Here is a 19,008-nt window from a genome sequence, read left to right on the forward strand (position 1 = left end):
CCGCGTCCCTCAAGCGCCCTCACCGGCGACACGCCTCAGAGCCCGTGCTCCTTCAGGATCTGGGCGGCATTTTCCTTGGTGATCTTCTGCGTCGGCAGCGTGATGGTCTTTTCGACCTTCTCGCCGTTCAGGAACTTGATCGCCTGCCGCAGCCCTTCGGCGCCCGGCGTCACATAGGTGAACGTCGCCGTCAGCTCACCATTGGCAACAAGCTGCACGCCTTCATTGGGCAGGCCGTCGATGCCGATGAACTTGATGTCCTTCTCGCGGCCGACGTCCTTGGCGGCAAGATAGGCGCCGTAGGCCATCGGGTCGTTATGACCATAGACGAGGTCGATCTTCTCGTTGTTGCGCAGCGCCGTGGCCATGATGTTGTAGGCCTGGTCCTGCTTCCAGTCGCCCGACTGCTGGTCGAGCAAATATTTTATGCCCGGCTCCTTGTCAGTGAATTCATGGAAGCCGTCATGGCGGTCATGTGCCGGCTGGGTACCCATTCCGCCCCAGATCTCGACGACATTGCCTGATGCCTTGCCCTTGCCGCCGAGCAATTCGACGGCGTATTCACCGGCAGCCCGGCCGATCAGCTTGTTGTCGCCGCCGACGAACTGCGTGTAGTCCTTGGTCTCGACGTTGCGGTCGAGCACGAAGACCGGGATCTTGGCGTCGATCGCTTGCTGCACGACACCGGTCAACCCCGCGGATTCCTTCGGTGACACCAGCAGCGCGTCGACTTCCTGGCGGATCAGGTTCTCGACATCGGCGACCTGCTTTTCCGTCTTGTCCTCGCCGTCGGTGACGATCAGCTCGACTTCCGGATGCTTGGCGGCCTCGGCCAGGATGTCCTTGTTGAACTGGGCGCGCCACGGCTCGACGGTCGTCACCTGCGAGAAGCCGATCTTCCACTTCTTGTCCTGTGCGTAGGCGTTGCCGCTGGCCAAAAGCGCGGTCGTGGTCAGCAGTGCCGCGGTGACAGCGGCAAGCTTCAGCAATTCACGTCGTTTCATTTCTTGTTTCCTCCAAGATTTAAAGACGGGGTCTCTTTTGACGGCCGCTTTGCTGCGGTCGTTTCCTTGTGCGCCGCTTTTCCGCCAGGCAGGCGCAGATAGTAGAGAAGATCAACGGCATTGCGCTCCTGGACGAGCACGGTGCCGATGATGATCATCCCCTTCAGCACGAGCTGAAGGTTCGAATTGATGTTGTGCAATTGCAGGATGTTCGAGAGCAGTCCGAAGATCAGCACGCCGCAGAATGTGCCGATGAGGCTGCCGCGACCGCCCATCAGGCTGCCGCGACCGCCCATCAGGCTGGTGCCGCCGATGACCACGGCAGCGATGGCATCGAGCTCCAGCCCGGCGCCGGCATCCGGCTTGCCTTGCCTGTATTGCGCGACATAGAGCACCGCCGCCACGCCGGCCAGCAACCCGGATACGGCGTAGGTGGCGATCTTGACGCGGCCGGCGGCGATGCCGGACAGCCGCGCCGCCTCTTCGTTGCCGCCGATGGCGTAGACATAGCGGCCGAACGGCGTGAAGCGCAGCACCGCGCCGTAGATCAGGATCGCTCCGAGGAAGAACAGGCCCGGCATCGGGATCACGCCGAACACCAGCGAGCGCAGCATTTCGAAATCGGCGGTGGCGTTCGACCCGGTGTAGACCGGCAGCACCGCATTGTTCTGGCCGGCGGTCAGCCGGGCGATGCCGAGCGCCGTCACCATCATCGCCAGCGTGACGATGAAAGGCTGCAGCCGCCCGGCAACGATGATGAAGCCGTTGAGCGCGCCGAACAGCAAGCCGACGCAAGGCGCCACCAGCAACACGCCGAGCACGCCGAATTTCGAGCCGACCTGCGGCAGCAGGAACCACAGCACCAGACTGCAGAGGATCACCCCGACAATGCCGGGCGTGACCAGCCCACGAACGCTATCCAGCCTGATGGCGTGGGTGGCCTGCGGGCCGGCGCGCGATTTTTCGATGTTCAGGAAGATGAAGCGGGTGACCAGAATGCCGAGGCAAAGGGCGACAACGGCAACTGTCGGCACCCCCAGCACCACCGCCGGCGTGACGCCCGGAACCGTCAGCAGCATGGCGCAGACCACGGTGCAGATCGCCATCAGCGAGCCGACGGAAAGATCGATGCCGCCGGTGATGATCACCGCCGTCATGCCGGTGGCGATCAGGCCGGTGGTCGACACCTGGCGCAGCACATCGAGCAGATTGCCGTAGGACAGGAAGATGTTGTTGCCCTTGGAACTGATCGGCGAGCCCAGCACGCCGATCAGGAAGATGGCGATCAGGCCCCAATAGAGCTTCGTCCGGGACAGGATGTTCAAGATGCTCATGCTGCGGGTCTCGTCATGGTCCGGCGCGGCGCCGCGAGCCGCATGATGGCCTCCTCACTGGCTTGCGCGCGGGAAAGGATCCCCGTCTGGCGACCATCGGCCATGACCAGGATGCGATCGGAAAGATGCAGCAGCTCCGGCAATTCCGAGCTGATGACGGCGATGGCGAGGCCGTCTCGCGCCAGCTTGAAGATCAGGTCGTAGATCTCCCGCTTGGCGCCGACATCGATGCCGCGTGTCGGCTCGTCCAGCAGCAGCACCCGCGGCCGCGTTGCCAGCCACTTGCCGATGACGACCTTCTGCTGGTTGCCGCCGGACAGTGTGCCGGCCGGCTGCTCGATGGTCCCGCAGCGAATACCGAGCGCCTTGACCGCGTGCCGCGCCAAGCCTTGCTCGGCGGCCCGCGAGCGAAGGCCGAACCGCGCCAGCGCGCCGACCAGCGGCAGCGCGACATTGTCGGTAATCGACGCCTGAAGATGCAGGCCTTGCGTCTTGCGGTCCTCGGTCACCAGGGCGATGCCGAGGCGGCGTGCATCGCGCCGCGAACGGATTTCCACCGGCTCGCCGTCGAGCCGGATTTCGCCGCCGGCACGGCCGCTGCTGGAACCGAAGATGGTCTCCAGGATTTCGGTGCGTCCCGAGCCCAGCAGCCCGCCTATCCCCAGAATTTCGCCTTCGGCAAGATCGAAGGCGACGCCGTCGAGCGCGGTGCGCCAGGCGTGGCGGTCTGGTTTCGACAGCCATAGGCCGCTTACCGAGAGGACGATCTTGCCGCTGGGACCACGCTCTTCCTGGGAAGAGGCAAGCAGGTTGCGCCCGACCATCGCCGAAATGATGGTGTCTTCGTCGAGCTTTGCCATCGCCTCGGTCAGCACGCGGCGTCCATCGCGAAACACGGTGACCCGCCTGGCCAGATGCATGACCTCGTCGATGCGGTGCGAGATGTAGACGATCGCCACCCCGTTGTCGGCGAGCTGGCGGATGATCCGAAACAGCCTTTGGCATTCGGCCGGCGAAAGTGCGGAAGTCGGCTCGTCCATGATCAGGATGCGCGCCGACATCGACAGTGCCTTGGCGATCTCGACCAGCTGCTGCTCGCCGACACGCAGGCTGCCGACCCGCGCCTCCGGGTTGAGCTCGATGCCGAGCCTCTGCAGCAGGGCGCCGGCGGCATGGCTGCTTGCCTTGCGGTCGACGATAAGTCCGGCGATCAGCTTCTCGCGCCCCAGGAAGATATTGTCGGCAACGCTGAGCTCGGGGACCCGCAGCCTGAAGATGGGCACGACCCGCACCATCGGGCTGACCGTTCCCCACATCACCAATCCGTTCTTCACCGATGTCGTTTCGGTCATCCAGCAGGCATTCGACCGCGCCGGCTATGCGGTCATGCTGTGCTGCACGGACGAGGACCTGAACACGCAGGACGACCAGATCAGACTGCTGCTCGACAGAATGGTCGACGGACTGATTGTTGCGCGCGTCGGCGACGGCGCGATCCTGAAGAGAATTGTCGACGACGCCAACGTGCCGGTGGTGCTGCTCGACCGCGTTTGCGAAGGCGTCGATACCGACTCCGTCGTTCTCGACAACCAGCGCGCGGTGTTCGACGCCATCACCCATCTGATCGATCTCGGCCACCGGCGGATCGGCTACATCTCCGGATCGTTCGACATCTCGCCAATGCATGACCGCATGACGGGATATCGCGAGGCGCTCCAGGCTGCCGGCCTGCCGGTCGAGAGCGAGCTTGTCCGCTTCGGCAATTTCCATGAAGTCGACGGCTACAACGCGACGATGCAGCTGCTTTCGCTGCACGACCGCCCGAGCGCGGTCTTCTCGGCCAACAACCCGATGGTGATCGGCACCATGAAGGCGATCCGCGATATCGGGCTGTCCTGCCCCGAGGACATTTCGGTTGCCTGCTTCGACGATTTTCCGTGGTCGGACGTGTTCCAGCCGCAACTGACCACGGTCGCACAACCGGTCAAGGCGATCGGTGAGCAGGCGGCCAATCTGCTGCTCGACCGCCTAGCCGGAAACAGGGACGCGCCGCCGCGCAAGCTGACGCTCAAGGGACGCCTGATGATCCGCAATTCATGCCGGCCCCTTGGCGCGCCGCTGGGGGCGATCGCACAAAGCGTCAGCGCCTAACGCGCCTTCGCAGCCTCGCAAAAAAGTCAGGCCGCTTCCGACAGCGATTTGTGGACGTTGGCCAGGATCTCGAAGGATCGCACCCGCGCTGCGTGGTCGAAAATCTGCGCGGTGACCATCAGCTCGTCGGCGCCGGTGCGCTGCACGAACGCTTCGATGCCTTGCCTGACCGTTTCCGGGCCGCCGACGACGGCGCAGGACAGCGCCTGGTCGAGCATGGTTTTGGCCATCGGGTCGAGGTCGCGCTCATATCCGTCGACCGGCGGCGGCAAGCGGCCGGGCCGGCCTGTGCGCAGATTGACGAAGGCCTGCTGCAGCGAGGTGAACAACAGCCGCGCTTCGGCGTCGGAGGGTGCAGCGAACACGTTGAGGCCGAGCATGACATAGGGCTTGTCGAGCTGTTTCGACGCCTGGAAGCGCGAGCGATAGATCTCCAGTGCGTGGTCGAGTTCGGCCGGCGCGAAATGCGAGGCGAAGGCGTAGGGCAGGCCGAGCATGGCTGCGAGCTGCGCACCATAGAGGCTCGAGCCCAGAATCCAGATCGGCACCTGCTCGCCCTCGCCGGGCACGGCGCGGATACGCTGACCGTCTTCGGCCGGCTGGAAATAGCCCATCAGTTCGACGACATCCTGCGGGAAACTGTCGGCGCCGGCGTCGAGGTTGCGGCGCAGCGCACGCGCCGTGCCCATGTCGGTGCCCGGCGCCCGGCCGAGGCCGAGGTCGATGCGGCCTGGATGCAACGCGTTAAGTGTGCCGAACTGCTCGGCAATGACCAGCGGCGAATGGTTGGGCAGCATGATGCCGCCGGCTCCGACGCGTATCGTTGTGGTGCCGCCGGCGACATGGGCAATGACGACGGAGGTGGCGGCGCTGGCGATGCCCGGCATATTGTGATGCTCGGCCAGCCAATAGCGCCTGTACCCCAGCCGCTCGGCATGGCGGGCGAGATCGAGCGAATTGGTGAGCGATTGCGAAGCGTTGCTGCCTTCGACGATCGGCGACAGGTCGAGAACCGAAAGTGCGGTCATGGGCGGGGATCCTGTGGACGGGAGGGATGTAGGAACCGACCGCGACGGCCGCAAATTCAAAAAATTGAACTGACGCCCATGAGTCCACTCAAGCAAAAAGGGACGCTCTGGAATTTAGTATCCACGGCTGCCTGCCGCAGCTTATCCCGCTTCTCGGATCATGCGCCCGCAGCCGTGTCGGTTTCTGAAATCTCTTCGTCCTCAACCGCCGTATGTTGCGCCGCCAGGAAATTGCCGACATGGCTGAGCTCGTCGAAATGATCGCAGAACACCTTGATGACGACCAGCAGCGGCACCGCCATCAGCGCGCCGACGAAACCCCACAGCCAGGACCAGAAGGCAATGGCGATGAGGATCGCCACGGCGTTGATCTCTAGGCGCCGGCCAACCACCGTCGGCGTCACGAATTGGCCCTCGACGGTATCGCACAACAGCACGAAGGCCGGCGCCAGCAGCGCGTAGGAGATGCTGTCGAAGCTGATCAGCGCGATGATCGTGACAAGCGTGATTGTAATCAGCGCCCCGATATAGGGCAGGAAATTGAGCAGAGCCGCTGCTGCGCCCCAGACCTGCGGGTTGGGCATGCCGAGTGCCCATAGGCCGAGTCCGATGACCACGCCCAGGCATGTATTGATGATGGCGACGGTAAGCAGATAGTGCGAGATTTCACGTTCGACGTCATAGACGACGCGCAGTGCCCGCTTCTTTTCGCTGAGACTGGGGAAGGATTCGACGATCTTCTCATAGAACATCGTGCCGGACGCGAGCAGGAACAGCGACAGGACGAAGACGATGATGAGGCTGGTGCCCGCCGACAGCAAATTGCCGGCGGCTTGCGAGAGGATGCCCGATTGCGCCATGGCTACCCTCTGGACGCCCGGCCCTTGGGAGGTCTGCGTCAGTCCCTCTATCTGCCGCGAAATGTCCATGATCCTTTCGAAAGGACGCCGCAGTTGCGCGAGACGTTCGGTCAGCTGCTGGCCAATCACCGAGGTGTTGTTGATGAGGTCGATGACCGGGCCGCTAAGCAGATAGCCGGCCACGGCAAGGATGCTGACCGACAGCACCACCAGCAGTGTCGCCGATATCACATCGGGCATGCCGTGTTTGCGCAGGAAGCGGACGATCGGCGTCAGCGTCAGCGCCAGCAGGAAAGCCAGGATGACCGGCATGAAGAAGGCGCGGGCGAAGGAGAGCGCGTAGATCGCCATAAGGAAGAAGATGCCGACTAGCAGCGAACGTATCAGGTGCATGTCCGCACGCGCCTCGACGCGCGGATCGGGGCTCTCGGCAGCACCCGAAGCGGCGGGTTCGGCTTTCATTCTGGCCCTCGGCGGCACACTGCGATTGGTGTACGCTGTTGGCGGAAACGCCTTTGCGGCTTCAAGGTTCCGCTGGAGCGACGTGCGTCCACTTGGACGCTCAAAGTACGCTCTAACGCTTTGAATTTACCATCGGCCCCGAAAATCGATTCCGATTTGCGGCCGATGCGCTTAGCCGGCGCTGACGATGACCTTGGCCCTACGATCTAGCCGGCGAATCAAACGGCCGGCGCGGCCGCAGCAGGGATCGCCTTCGCCGTCTCCTTGCGCACGATCGGTGCCACCTTGGTGCCGTAGAGTTCGATCGCCTTCATGATCTTGGCGTGCGCCATGGTGCCGATCGCCATTTGCAGCAGGAAGCGGTCGTTGCCGAATATCCTGTGCTGGGCAACGATCTTTTCGGCCACCTGTTCGGGGTTGCCGACGAACAGCGCGCCGTTCGGGCCGCGCGACTGGTCGAAATGTGCTCTCGACGTCGGACCCCAGCCGCGCTCGCGACCGATGCGGTTCATCACCTCGGCCTGCGGCCCATAAAAATCGTCGGCCGCCTGGTCGGTGGTCGCGGCAATGAAGCCGTGCACGTTGAGGCTGGTGGCCAGATCAGCCGGATCGTCGCCGGCCCGTTTGGCCGCTTCCCTGTAAATATCGAACAGCGGCGCGAACCGCGCCGGCTCGCCGCCGATGATGGCCAGCGCCAGCGGCAGGCCGAGCGCACCGGCCCGCGCGGCGGATTGCGGCGTGCCGCCGATCGCGATCCAGATCGGCAATCTGTCCTGGAACGGGCGGGGGTAGACGCCGCGATCGTTGATCGGAGCGCGCAGCCTGCCCGACCAGCTCACCTTGACATGATCGCGGACGGCAAGCAGCAGATCGAGCTTTTCGGCAAAGAGCTCGTCATAGTCCTCAAGATTGTAGCCGAACAGCGGAAAGGATTCGATGAACGAGCCGCGCCCAGCCATGATCTCAGCCCGGCCGCTGGATAGAAGGTCGAGCGTTGCAAACTGCTGGAAGACACGGACCGGATCGTCGGAGGATAGCACAGTGACCGCGCTGGTCAGCTTTATGCGCCGGGTGCGTTCGGCGGCTGCGGCCAGGGCTACGATCGGCGCTGAAGCCGCATAATCGGGACGGTGATGCTCGCCCAACCCAAACACGTCGAGGCCGACCTGGTCGGCCAGCTCGATCTCCTCGATCAGGTTGCGCAGCCGCTCATGCGCACCGATGGCGCCTGGGCCTGATTCCGGGCTGACGTCGGCGAAGGTGTAGAGACCGAGTTCCATCATCTGTCATCCTGGTGGTTTGTTCTGGTGTTTTGTTTTCGCGCTACAGGTAGCGACCAGTCCGCCGCGCCGCCAGAGGGTCGCATGGTGAACAGTGCATGTCCGTTTCAGCCGAATTCAGCCGAAAAGGCGTCTCCCGGCTGCAACAGCTCAGAATTTCATGGCTGGCATACCGTTTTGGCGCTTGAACTCTGGGTTTTCACGCGTATGTAAGCCTCGCAAATTGACTCCAGGGAAGTGGACTTGGCTATCTATAGGGAAAAAGACGTTTTCGAGCGGCGCAATGCCGCAAACGAGGCAAAGAAGGCGCTTCTCGAGCGCTTCAAGGCAAAGCCGGCAGCGGACGATCCAGCGGTGCTGGCACGACAGGCCGAACGCAAGGCGATCCTCGAAGCCCGTGCGATACGCGAGGCCGAAAAGGCCAGGCTGAAGCAGGAGAAGCTGGCGCGCGAAGCGGCCGAAAAGGCCGAGCGCGAAGCTGCTGCCGAAGCGGCGCGTATCGCTGCTGAAGAAGCGGCGCAGGCGGAAGCGAAGATCCGGGAAGCCGAAGAGAACGAGCGCATCGCTCGTTTGCTTGCCGACGAGGCTGAGCGCAAAGCCAAGCGCGACGCGCGCTATGCGGCGCGCAAGCAGCGCACCGGCAGGACGCCTCCGGGCTTTTCCGCTCGCTAGCGCTCCTACAGCGCGATTTCACCAATCAAAATTCAGGGCCGCCTTGCAGCGGCCCTGAAGGCGTTTGTGCTGCGGCCTTGCTGCAAACCTAGGTCGCGAGTTTCAATCCTATGATGCCGCAGACGATGAGTGCGATGCAGGCCAGCCTGATCGCGGTCGCAGGCTCACCGAGCAGCCAGATGCCAAGCAGCGCCGTGCCGACGGTGCCGATGCCGGTCCACACCGCGTAAGCCGTGCCGACCGGCAGGGTCTTCAGCGCCAGTCCGAGCAAGGCGAGACTGACGACCATCGAGGCAACCGTCAGGATGGTCGGAAGCGGCTTCGAAAAGCCATCAGTGTATTTGAGGCCAATAGCCCAGCCGATCTCGAACAGGCCAGCGAAGAAGAGAAGAATCCACGACATCGGAACGCTCCATTGGATTGCGGGTCGTCCCGGTCTTTTCGGAAAGCGCGAAGTCGTCTTCGCCGCATTGATTTAGAAATGCCCAATCAACAGCAGCGCCGACAACACTTCAGGACCAGTCGCTGAATGTCGATGGTCCTGAAATGCCGTCGGTCATGACTGCGCCGAAACGCCGAGGCTTACTTGTCCTTGAGTTTGGTCGCCTTGACGGGCGGCGCTTTCAGGGTCGGGGCAGCGGCAGGTTTCTTCGCGTCCTTCTTCGGCTTGCGGGCTTCTTTGCCCGCCTTCATCGCACCTTTAGCCATGATTCGTTTCCTCCAATTGTGGCAAGCGAAATGAACCAAGAGAAACGCCCGACCGCAAGAGGCATAATCTGGCGCCGGCGCCAGCCGTCGGCTGTCAATCGTTTCTAATTCGCTCGTAAACCACGCTGGTCCGTGCGATGATCTTTTTGCACTGCAGCAACGGCCCGTGCCTTCGCCGGGTGGTGATCCGGCAGGACGGTCAGGACGACAATGCGAATTCATATCGGCTGCGAGATGAGCTTCGACTTTCCGCAGGAAACGCCGCTGATCGCGATGCTCAACGTCCACTATTCCCGCGCGTCCGATCTCGAGCGGCCGGATTTCCTGACTTCGAACCCACCGGTGCCGATCGAGAGCTACCGCGACAGTTTCGGCAATTGGTGCAATCGTCTTGTCGCCCCGCCCGGTCGCTTCACCTTCGGCACGGACGCCGTGATCCGCGATCCCGGAACCTTCGAGACCGGCGATCTGGTGGCATGGCAGCACGAGGTGCGCGACCTGCCGTCGGAGACATTGCTGTTCCTGCTGCCGAGCCGCTATTGCGAGAGCGACGTGCTGGCGAGCGAGGCGTGGCGGCTGTTCGGCCACTCACCGCTCGGTATTCCACGCGTGCAGGCGGTCTGCGATTTCGTCCACAACCACATCATCTTCAACTACGGCAACGCGCGGCCGACGCGCACGGCGACAGAGGCCTATCGAGAGCAAAGCGGCGTTTGCCGCGACTTTGCCCATCTCGCCGTCGCCTTCTGCCGCGCCTTGAACATCCCGACGCGCTATTGCACCGGCTACATCAGCGACATCGGCCTGCCGAAGCCTTGGTCGGACATGGACTTCGCCGCCTGGATGGAGGTCTACCTCGGCGGTCGCTGGCATGCCTTCGATCCGCGCAACAATGCGCCGCGCATCGGCCGCATCCTGATCGCCTCCGGCCGCGACGCAGCCGATGTGCCGCTGACCCATATTTTCGGGCCGGGCACGCTGGCCGGTTTCAAGGTCTGGACGGAAGAAGTCATCGAACAGGCGTCGACGCAGCAGCCTTGAACCAGCGGATGGTTTGCCGCGTTGTGAATGCCTGTGTGGAGCTTCGGCGGCTGCGCCGTTAAGCTCCAACACGTCGAGGCGCGGCTGAAGGGAGGAACGAAGATGAAAATCGACGGCGGGTGCCATTGCGGCGCCATTACCTACGAGGCGGAGGTCGATCCGGACAACACCAGTATTTGTCACTGCATCGATTGTCAGCAGCTGACCGGAACAGCGTTTCGGGTGACCGTGCCGGCGCCGGAGGAGCGCTACCGGATCACCAAGGGCACGCCGAAGATCTACATCAAGACCGCAGCGAGCGGCGCCAGGCGCGCCCAGGCCTTTTGCGGCGAGTGCGGTACGCACCTCTATGCCACGTCGGTTGGCGACGGGCCGAAAGTCTATGGCATCAGGGTCGGCACGGCGCGGCAGCGCGAACAACTGATCCCGAGAAAGCAGATCTGGCACCGCTCGGCGCTGCATTGGCTGCCGGAGTTCGAAGGCACAATGATCGTCGAGGAGCAGTAGCCTCTCAGTCGTCGCCTTCGACCACCCTTAGCCTCAATTGGCCGGTCTTGGAGTCGGCGACGCGCGCTCCCGCTTCGGTCTTCGCGTTGGCCGCCGATCCGGCGTCGCCTTCCGCCGGCTGCGCGCCGAACTCCAGCGCCTCGATCTTCTGGCCGCGCTTGGTCACCTTCGACGTCGAGACGAGAATATCGTCGATATCCTTGGCCGACTGGCCGAAATGGCTCTGCAGCTTGCGCACCCGCTCGTCAAGGCGCGAGACATCCTCCATCAGCCGGATGACTTCGCCCTGGATCAAATGCGCCTGCTCGCGCATGCGGGCGTCCTTGAGAATCGCCTGGATGACCTGAATCGACAGCATCAGCAGCGACGGCGAGACGATGACGATGCGAGCGCGGTGCGCCTTGTGGACAATCCCCTCGAAATTCTCGTGGATCTCGGCGAATACCGATTCCGACGGCACGAACATGAAGGCGGTGTCCTGCGTCTCGCCCTGGATCAGGTATTTGTCGGAAATATCGCGGACATGCACCTCGATATCACGCCGAAACGCTTGTGCGGCGACCTTCTGCAAATCGACGCCTTCGGCGGCACGGATGGCATTCCAGGCTTCCAGCGGAAACTTGGCGTCGATGGCGAGTGCAGGCGCGCCGTTCGGCATCTTCACCAGGCAGTCGGGCCGGCTGCCGTTCGACAGGGTCGCCTGGAATTCATAGGCGCCGTGCGGCAGGCCGTCGGCGACGATCGCCTCCATGCGCGACTGGCCGAAGGCGCCGCGCGTCTGTTTGTTGGAGAGGATTGCCTGAAGTTGCACGACCTGGCTGGCGAGCGACTGGATGTTGCCTTGCGCTGTATCGATGACCGCCAGCCGCTCCTGCAGTTTGGCGAGGCTTTCATGCGTCGATTTCGTCTGCTCGGTCATGGTCTGGCCGAGACGGCCGGTCATCGCGTCGAGACGCTGGCCGATCGACTGCGTGAGTTCGGCCTGCCGCGCCCCGAACACTTCGGCGATGGCGCCCATGCGGCCCTGCATCTCGGCCTGGCTTGCCAGGATGCCGGCCATCCGCGCCTCGGCGTCGCGGGTGTGGTCGGCGGCTTCCGCGGCAGCCACCGCACGCGCCTTGGCCGAGCGCCAGAGCGCGACGACGAGCGCCACGAACAGGGCCAGGAACAGGACCGCGCCGAATGCCAGCACGTGGCCGAGCGTGATCGTGGTGGCGCCGAGCCGGGCGATCGGTTCGGACAGGATGGTGGTCAGGTCGTTCATATCGGACAGCATAGATGATTCGGCCTGACGACACAGATCAAAACGTGAACGCCGCTGCAAATGCCCCGGTTGACGCTTTTCGTGCGAGGTCTTAGGTGAGACGCCATGTCGATCAAGCCGCTCATCATCCTTCCCGATCCCGTCCTGCGCCAGGTTTCGAAACCGGTCGAGCGCGTCGACGGCGCCTTGCGCAAACTGGCCGACGATATGCTGGACACGATGTATGATGCGCCGGGCATTGGTCTGGCGGCGATCCAGATCGGCGAACCGCTGCGCATGCTGGTGATCGACCTCGCCAAGGAAGACGAGCCGCCGGTGCCGCATGTCTTCATCAATCCCGAGATTCTTGAGAGCGCCGATCAGCGCTCGGTCTACGAGGAGGGGTGCCTGTCGATCCCGGATTACTATGCCGAGGTCGAGCGCCCTGCCGCCGTGCGGGTGAAATATCTCGATCGCGACGGCAAGCTGCAGGAGATCGAGGCCGAAGGGCTGATGGCGACTTGCCTGCAGCACGAAATCGACCATCTCAACGGCGTTCTGTTCATCGACCACATCTCGAAGCTGAAGCGCGACATGGTGGTGAAGAAGTTCAAGAAGCTCGCCAGGGACAAACCATCAGGCAGCAAGGCGCCGGGCAAGTTAGTGGGATAGGGCGATACTCGCGCAGTTTGATGCTGAACCTTTCGAAGATGTTGGCGGGACAGCGCCCCTCTACCCTGTTCCAGATCAGGAAATGGAGACGCCGATGAGCGACATGCTGATCAGAAATATTCCCGAACCCTTGAAGCGGGAAATCGAGCAGGCGGCGCGTAAGAGCGCCCAGAGCCTGTCGGGCAAGGCGATAGCTCTTCTGCGCGAAGGCATGGTCGCCGAAAGGCAAGCCAGGCTGGAGCCGGGTCTTTCGGCATGGGACGCTATTCGCGCGACTTTCGCTGCTGAAAACGCAATGGCGATGAATTCGCCAAGATCATGAACGAAATCGAAGCAGAAAGGAAACGCGACTTCGGTCGCCGACCCGCAAAGTTCGCGACTTCGACTGAGCCGACTTAACGGCCAGACGAAGACCGGACCCGGAACAAAATGCCCTTGCGCGTCATCTTCATGGGTACGCCCGAATTCTCGGTGCCGACGCTGCGGGCGATCGCGGATGCCGGACATGAGATTGGAGCCGTCTACACTCAGCCGCCGCGCGCCGCCGGTCGCCGGGGGCTGGAACTGACGCCGTCGCCGGTGCAGCGCGAGGCCGAGCGGCTGGGCCTCGAGGTGCGGACGCCGGTGTCGCTGAAGAACGAGACCGAGCAGCAGGCGTTCCGCGCCTTGCGGGCCGATGTCGCCGTCGTCGTCGCCTATGGATTGCTGTTGCCCAAACCCATTCTCGAGGCGCCGCGGCTCGGCTGCGTCAATGGTCACGCGTCGCTGTTGCCACGCTGGCGCGGCGCCGCCCCTATCCAGCGCGCCATCATGGCCGGCGATACCGAGACAGGCATGATGGTGATGCGGATGGAAGAAGGCCTGGACACCGGCCCGGTGGCGATGGCCGAAAAATGCGCCATCGGCCCCAATATGACGGCCGGCGAACTGCATGATCGGCTGATGCACATTGGCGCCGCGCTGATGGCGGAAGCGCTGGCTCGTCTGGAACGGGATGCCCTGACTTTTGCCGCACAGGCGACGGAGGGGGTGACCTATGCCAAAAAGATCGATAAAGCGGAGACGCGCGTGGACTGGACGCGGCCTGCTGGCGAAGTCCACGATCATATTCGCGGCCTGTCGCCCTTTCCCGGCGCATGGTGCGAGATCGAAATTGGCGGCCGCCTGGAGCGGCTGAAACTGCTTCGCTCGACGCTTTCGCAAGGCGCCGGCGAGCCGGGAGGAATTCTCGACGACCGGCTGACGGTCGCCTGCGGGTCAGGCGCGATCAGGTTGGTCGAAGTTCAACGTGCGGGCGGAAGGCCCATTGCCGCGCAGGAGTTTCTGCGCGGGGCCAAGCTCGAAAAAGGAACGAAATTCTCATGAGCATGATGTCGATACGCGCGGCAACGCCGCGGGACCGCGAGGCGATCCGCCTGGTCGAGGAACACGCATTTGGCCAGCAGGCGGAGGCCGGCCTGGTCGACGCGCTGGTCAGCGGCGGCGATGCCGTCGTCGAACTGGTGGCGGAAGAAGATGGACAGGTGGTCGGCCATATTCTGTTTTCGCGGCTTTACGTGCAGAACGGCGGCAAGAGCTTTCCGGCGGTGGCGCTGGCGCCTCTTGCGGTCGAGCCGTCATTCCATGGCACCGGCATCGGCGGTGCGCTGGTCCGCGAGGCGCATATCCGCCTGAAGGATGCCGGCGAGGTGCTGGCGGTGGTGCTTGGCGATCCCGCATATTATGGCCGCTTCGGCTACAGTCACGCGCGCGCCGAAAAATTCGAAAGCGAGTTCCAGGGCGAAGCGCTGCAGGCGCTGGTCTGGGGCGAAGCGCCTGAGACCGGCAAGCTGGTCTACGCTTCGGCTTTCGGCACCGCGCTCGCCGCCTAACCTCATCCTTCTTAGGAATGCCGCGTTTTCGCCTCGACATCGAATATGACGGCAGCCTCTATGCCGGCTGGCAGCGCCAGGCAGACCAGCCTTCGGTGCAGCAGGCGATCGAACAGGCGATCGAGAAATTCTGCGGCGAACAGGTCTCGCTGCGCGGCGCCGGCCGCACCGATGCCGGCGTCCATGCGACCGGTCAGGTGGCGCATGTCGATCTCGTCAGGGCGTGGCCTGATGACAAGGTTCGCGATGCCGTCAACGCCCACCTGCAAACGGCCAAGGCGCGCATCGCCATCCTCAAGGCGGCTGTGGTGCCGGATAGCTTCGATGCGCGTTTCTCGGCGATCGGCCGCCACTATCTCTACCGCATCGTCAACCGGCGCGCGCCGGCGGCGCTCGACAAGGGCAAGATCTGGTGGGTGCCGAAGCGGCTCGACGCCGAGGCCATGCACGAAGCGGCAAAGGTGCTGCTGGGGCGGCATGATTTCACCACGTTCCGCTCGACCCAGTGCCAGGCCGACAACCCGGTCCGGACGCTCGACCGGCTGGATGTCAGTCGGCTGGGTGACATGATCGAAGTGCGAGCCTCGGCGCGCTCGTTCCTGCACAATCAGGTGCGCTCGATGGTCGGCTCGCTGAAGCGCGTCGGCGAAGGCGGCTGGACAATTGCCGATCTGAAGGCGGCGCTCGACGCGCGCGACCGTGCAGCCTGTGGCCAGGTGGCGCCGCCCGATGGGCTTTTTCTCGTTGGGGTAGATTATCCGAAGGCGTCCGGATGACGCGGCTAGATGTGCCGATCAGTCAGCGTCACTAGGCTAGGTCGTCCTGCCAATCGGCCCAGCCGTAGAACACGCGCACAATCACCACGCGCTCGGACTCTACAATGAAGGCGATGGTGACGCGGCGTGTGAATCCGATGATGCGAAGCTATTCAAGTCCCGGTTCCGCTCGGCGCACCGATGCCGAGCAGCGCCTGCAGCGCGAACAGAACGACCAGCGACGCCACGAACATTCCGGCGAAGACAGCGCTGCCGACAGCCGCGCCCCTGCCGATGGCAACGTTTGTCATCCGCCAGGTCAGGATCATCGACAGCGCGAACAAAAGCAGCGACGCCAGTACGGCGAACTCGTTGGTGGACGGCAGGAAAAGCCTGATCAACGCCGCTGGCAGCATCATCCAGGCGATGATCGCCGACGCCCAGTTGCTGGCGACGACATAGTGGACGAAGCGCCCGCCGATGCCGGCGCGCGGCGCGACGAGGGCAAGGCCGACAAGCGGCAACACCCAGACGCCGATGTCGACTGTCGCCAGACGAATCAGCATGCTGAAGCGTCCGGCGAATGCATTCGGATCGCCGATCTCGTTGGCGAGGCCGACCCAACCGACGATCAGCGCCGGTGCCGCGACGACGATGGCGAAGAAGGAATTCCAGAAACCGTCGGCCGAAAGGTCGAACTGGCGCAGCCCATCGGCCTTGCCGAGCATCAGTCGCCAGGCGCCGTTGAGCGAAGCATAGGTTTCATCCGACGAAAGCATGATTACGATGCGCCTTGCTCGAACCAGTCTTCGATGAAGCGCAGATAAATCTGCGTCAGCGTCTCGAGGTCGGCAAGTGCGACGCGTTCATCGACCATGTGCATGGTCTTGCCGACCAGCCCGAACTCGACCACCGGACAATAATCCTTGATGAAGCGTGCGTCGGAGGTGCCGCCGGAGGTGGAAAGCGCCGGCTTCCTGCCGATCACCGCCTTGACCGAACCGCTGAGCGCTTCGATCAGCCGCTTGTCGCGGGTGAGGAAGACGTGGCTCGGCCGGTCGCGCCAGACGAGTTCGTAATCGACCGGTGTCGTCTTGCCGGCCCGGTATTTCTTTCGCTTCGCCGCCTTGTCGAGACGGTTGTGGATTTCCGCCTGGATGGTCTCGGCGGTCCATGTGTCGTTGAAGCGGATGTTGAAGGCGGCGGTCGCCTTTGCCGGAATAACATTGGTGGCCGGATTGCCGACGTCGATCGAGGTTACCTCCAGATTGGTCGGCTGGAAGTCCTTGGTGCCCTTGTCGAAGACTGGGTGCAGCAAGGCTTCGACCAGCGTCATCAGGCCGCGCACCGGATTGTCGGCAAGCTGCGGATAGGCGGCGTGGCCTTGGCGGCCGTTGACGATGATGCTGCCGGACAAAGAGCCGCGCCGGCCGATCTTGATCATGTCGCCCAGCGCATCGGGATTGGTCGGCTCGCCGACGATCGACGCATCCCATTTCTCGCCCTTGGCGACCGCCCATTCGAGCAGCTTTGTCGTGCCGTTGATGGCCGGCCCTTCTTCGTCGCCGGTGATCAGCAGCGAGACCGAGCCTTTCAGGCCGCCTTTCGACTCGAGATGGCGCGCCACGGCGGCGATGAAACAGGCGATGCCCCCCTTCATGTCGACGGCACCGCGACCGAACATCTCGCCCTTGGCGATCTCGGCAGCGAAAGGCGGATGCGTCCATGAGGTCTCGTCGCCGACCGGCACCACGTCGGTATGCCCGGCGAACATCAGGTGCGGACCGTTGCCGGAGCGCCGCGCATAGAGATTTTCGATATCGGGCGTGCCGTCCTCCGAGAACACCGGGCGCTCGACGGAAAAGCCGAGTGGTTTCAGCATTGTTTCCAGCGTGCTCAGTGCCCCGCCCTCGATAGGTGTCACGGAGGGGCAGCGGATGAGGGCGGCGAGATTTCCAGCGGGATCGGTCGGCAACGTCATGGGCAAAAGCGTTAGTCGAAAGCGCAAGGCCTGTCACGGCCAGACATAAGGGCCAGCCATCCCGCCGACACTATGGTTTTCATGGCGTATTGTCGCAGGCCTGATGCATGTCGCCCAAAAGGCATGGCCCTGGGCTTGACCGGTGCGGGCGCAGCGGTTTTGGGCAAATGCGCATAAAACAAACAAAGGCTTAAAGTGCGTCGCAGGAGTCGCTTCAGACGCGACGCACTTAGGCGGGATACGAGATATTGCATGGACTGAGCGACAAAAGGCCCAAATAATCGCTGTGGTCAGTTCGCGGCCCGCACATGCGCCCGGTAACGGCCCTTTCCGGTGCGTTTGGCTTCATAGAGCGCGTGATCGGAGCAGGTGAGAAGAAGTTCCGGCTCGCCGCCGTCGGCAGGCGCGAAGGCACTTCCAATGCTCAACCCGAAGGGTATTGCGGTGCCCACGCCAAGGTCGAAGGGTACCGAAATCTTCTCAATGGCGCGCTTTGCCAGCATGGTGGCTTCGATCTCGGATGTGTCGGGCAGCAGGATCACGAATTCGTCACCGCCGATGCGAAAGACCATATCCCCCGGTCGGAAAGCGCGCTTCAATCGTTCGGCCACCTTGCGCAGCAGCATGTCGCCGACCGCGTGGCCGAAGCGGTCATTGACGTGTTTGAAGCCGTCGAGGTCCATGCTGAGAACGGCAAACGGCATGCCGCCGTTTGCTGCCGGCGCCGCAAGCTCGCTGCACATGCCGCGCAGTTTCTCCTGAAGGAAGATGCGGTTGGGCAGGCCGGTCAGCGCGTCCTTGATCGCCAGATCGCGATTGTCCAGTTCGGCGCGGATCATGCGGGCGTTGATCGCATGATTTTGAAGCAGCACGATGATGACGCCGGCCACATAGAAAGGCACTTGAAATCCGACGATCGACATTCCGGGCGCCGGAGATAACAGCGCGCCAACCAGGAAAGGCAGGCTTACGGCCAGCATGACGAATATGGCGTAGCGCGGGGTCGCTGCGTTGCGCGACGACACCACGCCGACGACGCCTGCGACGTTCAAGGCAGCCAGCACGGCAAGCGCCATATCCCCGCTGACGACGCAGCCATAGCAGCCGAGGCCGAAAATCACCGACCATGACCCACCGGCGGCCATGAGGCCTGTCAGCGGCCCCGTTCCCCCGCGCTTGCGGGTCCGCTCACATTCCCGCATCAGCAGGAAGCGGACGGCAAACAGAATGAGGTCGGCCGCCATCCAGGCGTAAGGCCACCGGTCGCCGGTGAAGACAGTGGCGCCGACTGCCAGCACCAGGACACTGATGGTGCCGAACAGGACAGCGAATTTGCGCTCGAAAGTGGTGTCGAGAAGCCGCGCGCGGACAGCTTCCGGTTCCGCTCTGATCGGTGAAGAAAACCAGGCGAACAGCCGCGCGCCGGCGCTTCGCCTTCC

The 19,008-nt window shown here is 63.3% G+C and carries 21 protein-coding genes; 9 read left to right on the forward strand and 12 right to left on the reverse strand.

Features of this window, described 5'->3' with window-relative positions:
• Positions 1–35: 35 nt before the first annotated feature.
• The 3 genes from AC0L2M_RS10730 to AC0L2M_RS10740 are packed head-to-tail and all read right to left on the reverse strand — an operon-like array spanning position 36 to position 3,621.
• The gene (locus AC0L2M_RS10730; protein ID WP_473534816.1) at positions 36–1,004 is read right to left on the reverse strand and encodes a substrate-binding domain-containing protein; all 969 of its coding nucleotides are present in this window, start codon (positions 1,002–1,004) and stop codon (positions 36–38) included.
• Positions 1,001–2,338: an ABC transporter permease gene (locus AC0L2M_RS10735; protein WP_473534817.1), complete on the reverse strand. Its 1,338-nt coding sequence runs from the start codon at positions 2,336–2,338 to the stop codon at positions 1,001–1,003. The genes AC0L2M_RS10730 and AC0L2M_RS10735 overlap by 4 nt, the downstream gene beginning before the upstream one ends.
• On the reverse strand, positions 2,335–3,621 hold the full coding sequence (locus tag AC0L2M_RS10740; protein ID WP_473534818.1) for a sugar ABC transporter ATP-binding protein: 1,287 nt from the start codon (positions 3,619–3,621) through the stop codon (positions 2,335–2,337). Before AC0L2M_RS10740 ends, AC0L2M_RS10735 begins: the two co-directional genes overlap by 4 nt.
• Here AC0L2M_RS10740 and AC0L2M_RS10745 point away from each other — a divergent pair.
• Positions 3,515–4,489 carry a LacI family DNA-binding transcriptional regulator gene (locus AC0L2M_RS10745; protein WP_473534858.1) on the forward strand — a complete coding sequence of 325 codons (975 nt, stop codon included), beginning with the start codon at positions 3,515–3,517 and terminating at the stop codon, positions 4,487–4,489. The genes AC0L2M_RS10740 and AC0L2M_RS10745 overlap by 107 nt on opposite strands.
• Positions 4,490–4,515: 26 nt before the next feature.
• Here the strand turns inward: AC0L2M_RS10745 and AC0L2M_RS10750 are convergent, their stop codons facing one another.
• From AC0L2M_RS10750 to AC0L2M_RS10760, 3 genes are all read right to left on the reverse strand, one after another.
• Entirely contained in the window at positions 4,516–5,517 is a 1,002-nt protein-coding gene (locus tag AC0L2M_RS10750) for an LLM class flavin-dependent oxidoreductase (RefSeq protein WP_473534819.1), read from the reverse strand.
• Positions 5,518–5,675: 158 nt separating this feature from the next.
• Positions 5,676–6,839 (reverse strand): AI-2E family transporter, encoded by a 1,164-nt coding sequence (locus AC0L2M_RS10755; RefSeq protein WP_473523015.1) that lies wholly within the window; start codon positions 6,837–6,839, stop codon positions 5,676–5,678.
• A gap of 218 nt (positions 6,840–7,057) precedes the next feature.
• Positions 7,058–8,119, reverse strand: a complete 1,062-nt coding sequence (locus tag AC0L2M_RS10760; protein WP_473534859.1) for an LLM class flavin-dependent oxidoreductase — start codon at positions 8,117–8,119, stop codon at positions 7,058–7,060.
• A gap of 243 nt (positions 8,120–8,362) precedes the next feature.
• On the opposite strand from AC0L2M_RS10760, the gene AC0L2M_RS10765 reads away from it, so the two are divergent.
• Positions 8,363–8,791, forward strand: coding sequence for a DUF6481 family protein (locus AC0L2M_RS10765; protein ID WP_023801556.1), 429 nt, complete (start codon positions 8,363–8,365; stop codon positions 8,789–8,791).
• Positions 8,792–8,879: 88 nt separating this feature from the next.
• On the opposite strand, the gene sugE is transcribed toward AC0L2M_RS10765, so the two are convergent.
• The gene (gene sugE / locus AC0L2M_RS10770; RefSeq protein ID WP_027152144.1) at positions 8,880–9,194 is read right to left on the reverse strand and encodes a quaternary ammonium compound efflux SMR transporter SugE; all 315 of its coding nucleotides are present in this window, start codon (positions 9,192–9,194) and stop codon (positions 8,880–8,882) included.
• 179 nt (positions 9,195–9,373) lie between these two features.
• Positions 9,374–9,499, reverse strand: coding sequence for a hypothetical protein (locus AC0L2M_RS10775; protein WP_023801558.1), 126 nt, complete (start codon positions 9,497–9,499; stop codon positions 9,374–9,376).
• A 210-nt stretch (positions 9,500–9,709) separates the two neighbouring features.
• Between AC0L2M_RS10775 and AC0L2M_RS10780 the strand changes: the two genes are divergently transcribed.
• Both AC0L2M_RS10780 and AC0L2M_RS10785 read left to right on the forward strand, forming a co-directional pair.
• Complete coding sequence (locus AC0L2M_RS10780) at positions 9,710–10,540, forward strand: transglutaminase-like domain-containing protein (protein WP_473534820.1); 831 nt, start codon at positions 9,710–9,712, stop codon at positions 10,538–10,540.
• Between the two features lie 102 nt (positions 10,541–10,642).
• Positions 10,643–11,047, forward strand: a complete 405-nt coding sequence (locus tag AC0L2M_RS10785) for a GFA family protein (protein ID WP_027152142.1) — start codon at positions 10,643–10,645, stop codon at positions 11,045–11,047.
• Between the two features lie 4 nt (positions 11,048–11,051).
• Here AC0L2M_RS10785 and AC0L2M_RS10790 read toward each other — a convergent pair whose 3' ends face one another.
• Positions 11,052–12,311, reverse strand: coding sequence for a DNA recombination protein RmuC (locus tag AC0L2M_RS10790; RefSeq protein ID WP_473534860.1), 1,260 nt, complete (start codon positions 12,309–12,311; stop codon positions 11,052–11,054).
• A 105-nt stretch (positions 12,312–12,416) separates the two neighbouring features.
• Here AC0L2M_RS10790 and def point away from each other — a divergent pair, with 105 nt between their 5' ends.
• The 5 genes from def to truA all read left to right on the forward strand — a co-directional run bounded on the left by def (position 12,417) and on the right by truA (position 15,609).
• Complete coding sequence (def, locus tag AC0L2M_RS10795) at positions 12,417–12,962, forward strand: peptide deformylase (RefSeq protein ID WP_287310221.1); 546 nt, start codon at positions 12,417–12,419, stop codon at positions 12,960–12,962.
• A gap of 94 nt (positions 12,963–13,056) precedes the next feature.
• Positions 13,057–13,284, forward strand: coding sequence for a plasmid stabilization protein (locus tag AC0L2M_RS10800; protein WP_473534821.1), 228 nt, complete (start codon positions 13,057–13,059; stop codon positions 13,282–13,284).
• A 107-nt stretch (positions 13,285–13,391) separates the two neighbouring features.
• Positions 13,392–14,327, forward strand: a complete 936-nt coding sequence (gene fmt, locus AC0L2M_RS10805; protein WP_473534822.1) for a methionyl-tRNA formyltransferase — start codon at positions 13,392–13,394, stop codon at positions 14,325–14,327.
• A complete protein-coding gene (locus tag AC0L2M_RS10810) occupies positions 14,324–14,833 on the forward strand; it encodes a GNAT family N-acetyltransferase (protein WP_128184972.1) in 510 nt (169 codons plus the stop codon). The genes fmt and AC0L2M_RS10810 overlap by 4 nt, the downstream gene beginning before the upstream one ends.
• Positions 14,834–14,850: 17 nt before the next feature.
• Positions 14,851–15,609, forward strand: a complete 759-nt coding sequence (truA, locus tag AC0L2M_RS10815; RefSeq protein ID WP_128175759.1) for a tRNA pseudouridine(38-40) synthase TruA — start codon at positions 14,851–14,853, stop codon at positions 15,607–15,609.
• 152 nt (positions 15,610–15,761) lie between these two features.
• Here truA and AC0L2M_RS10820 read toward each other — a convergent pair whose 3' ends face one another.
• From AC0L2M_RS10820 to AC0L2M_RS10830, 3 genes are all read right to left on the reverse strand, one after another.
• On the reverse strand, positions 15,762–16,367 hold the full coding sequence (locus AC0L2M_RS10820) for a hypothetical protein (RefSeq protein ID WP_027152135.1): 606 nt from the start codon (positions 16,365–16,367) through the stop codon (positions 15,762–15,764).
• 2 nt (positions 16,368–16,369) lie between these two features.
• A complete protein-coding gene (dapE, locus tag AC0L2M_RS10825; protein ID WP_473534823.1) occupies positions 16,370–17,569 on the reverse strand; it encodes a succinyl-diaminopimelate desuccinylase in 1,200 nt (399 codons plus the stop codon).
• 290 nt (positions 17,570–17,859) lie between these two features.
• A complete protein-coding gene (locus AC0L2M_RS10830; RefSeq protein ID WP_473534824.1) occupies positions 17,860–18,867 on the reverse strand; it encodes a GGDEF domain-containing protein in 1,008 nt (335 codons plus the stop codon).
• Between the last annotated feature and the right edge of the window lie 141 nt (positions 18,868–19,008).

The organism is Mesorhizobium sp. WSM4806 (genome assembly GCF_055811635.1).

Bases quoted from the DNA above. Each gene is read 5' to 3' on its own strand.
- AC0L2M_RS10755 (WP_473523015.1), bottom strand. From the start codon at position 6,839: ATGAAAGCCGAACCCGCCGCTTCGGGTGCTGCCGAGAGCCCCGATCCG.
- AC0L2M_RS10760 (WP_473534859.1), bottom strand. From the start codon at position 8,119: ATGGAACTCGGTCTCTACACCTTCGCCGACGTCAGCCCGGAATCAGGC.
- AC0L2M_RS10790 (WP_473534860.1), bottom strand. From the start codon at position 12,311: ATGAACGACCTGACCACCATCCTGTCCGAACCGATCGCCCGGCTCGGC.
- AC0L2M_RS10810 (WP_128184972.1), top strand. From the start codon at position 14,324: ATGAGCATGATGTCGATACGCGCGGCAACGCCGCGGGACCGCGAGGCG.
- fmt (WP_473534822.1), top strand. From the start codon at position 13,392: ATGCCCTTGCGCGTCATCTTCATGGGTACGCCCGAATTCTCGGTGCCG.
- dapE (WP_473534823.1), bottom strand. From the start codon at position 17,569: ATGACGTTGCCGACCGATCCCGCTGGAAATCTCGCCGCCCTCATCCGC.
- AC0L2M_RS10780 (WP_473534820.1), top strand. From the start codon at position 9,710: ATGCGAATTCATATCGGCTGCGAGATGAGCTTCGACTTTCCGCAGGAA.
- truA (WP_128175759.1), top strand. From the start codon at position 14,851: ATGCCGCGTTTTCGCCTCGACATCGAATATGACGGCAGCCTCTATGCC.
- AC0L2M_RS10800 (WP_473534821.1), top strand. From the start codon at position 13,057: ATGAGCGACATGCTGATCAGAAATATTCCCGAACCCTTGAAGCGGGAA.
- AC0L2M_RS10735 (WP_473534817.1), bottom strand. From the start codon at position 2,338: ATGAGCATCTTGAACATCCTGTCCCGGACGAAGCTCTATTGGGGCCTG.
- AC0L2M_RS10785 (WP_027152142.1), top strand. From the start codon at position 10,643: ATGAAAATCGACGGCGGGTGCCATTGCGGCGCCATTACCTACGAGGCG.
- AC0L2M_RS10750 (WP_473534819.1), bottom strand. From the start codon at position 5,517: ATGACCGCACTTTCGGTTCTCGACCTGTCGCCGATCGTCGAAGGCAGC.
- AC0L2M_RS10820 (WP_027152135.1), bottom strand. From the start codon at position 16,367: ATGCTTTCGTCGGATGAAACCTATGCTTCGCTCAACGGCGCCTGGCGA.
- sugE (WP_027152144.1), bottom strand. From the start codon at position 9,194: ATGTCGTGGATTCTTCTCTTCTTCGCTGGCCTGTTCGAGATCGGCTGG.
- def (WP_287310221.1), top strand. From the start codon at position 12,417: ATGTCGATCAAGCCGCTCATCATCCTTCCCGATCCCGTCCTGCGCCAG.
- AC0L2M_RS10730 (WP_473534816.1), bottom strand. From the start codon at position 1,004: ATGAAACGACGTGAATTGCTGAAGCTTGCCGCTGTCACCGCGGCACTG.
- AC0L2M_RS10775 (WP_023801558.1), bottom strand. From the start codon at position 9,499: ATGGCTAAAGGTGCGATGAAGGCGGGCAAAGAAGCCCGCAAGCCGAAG.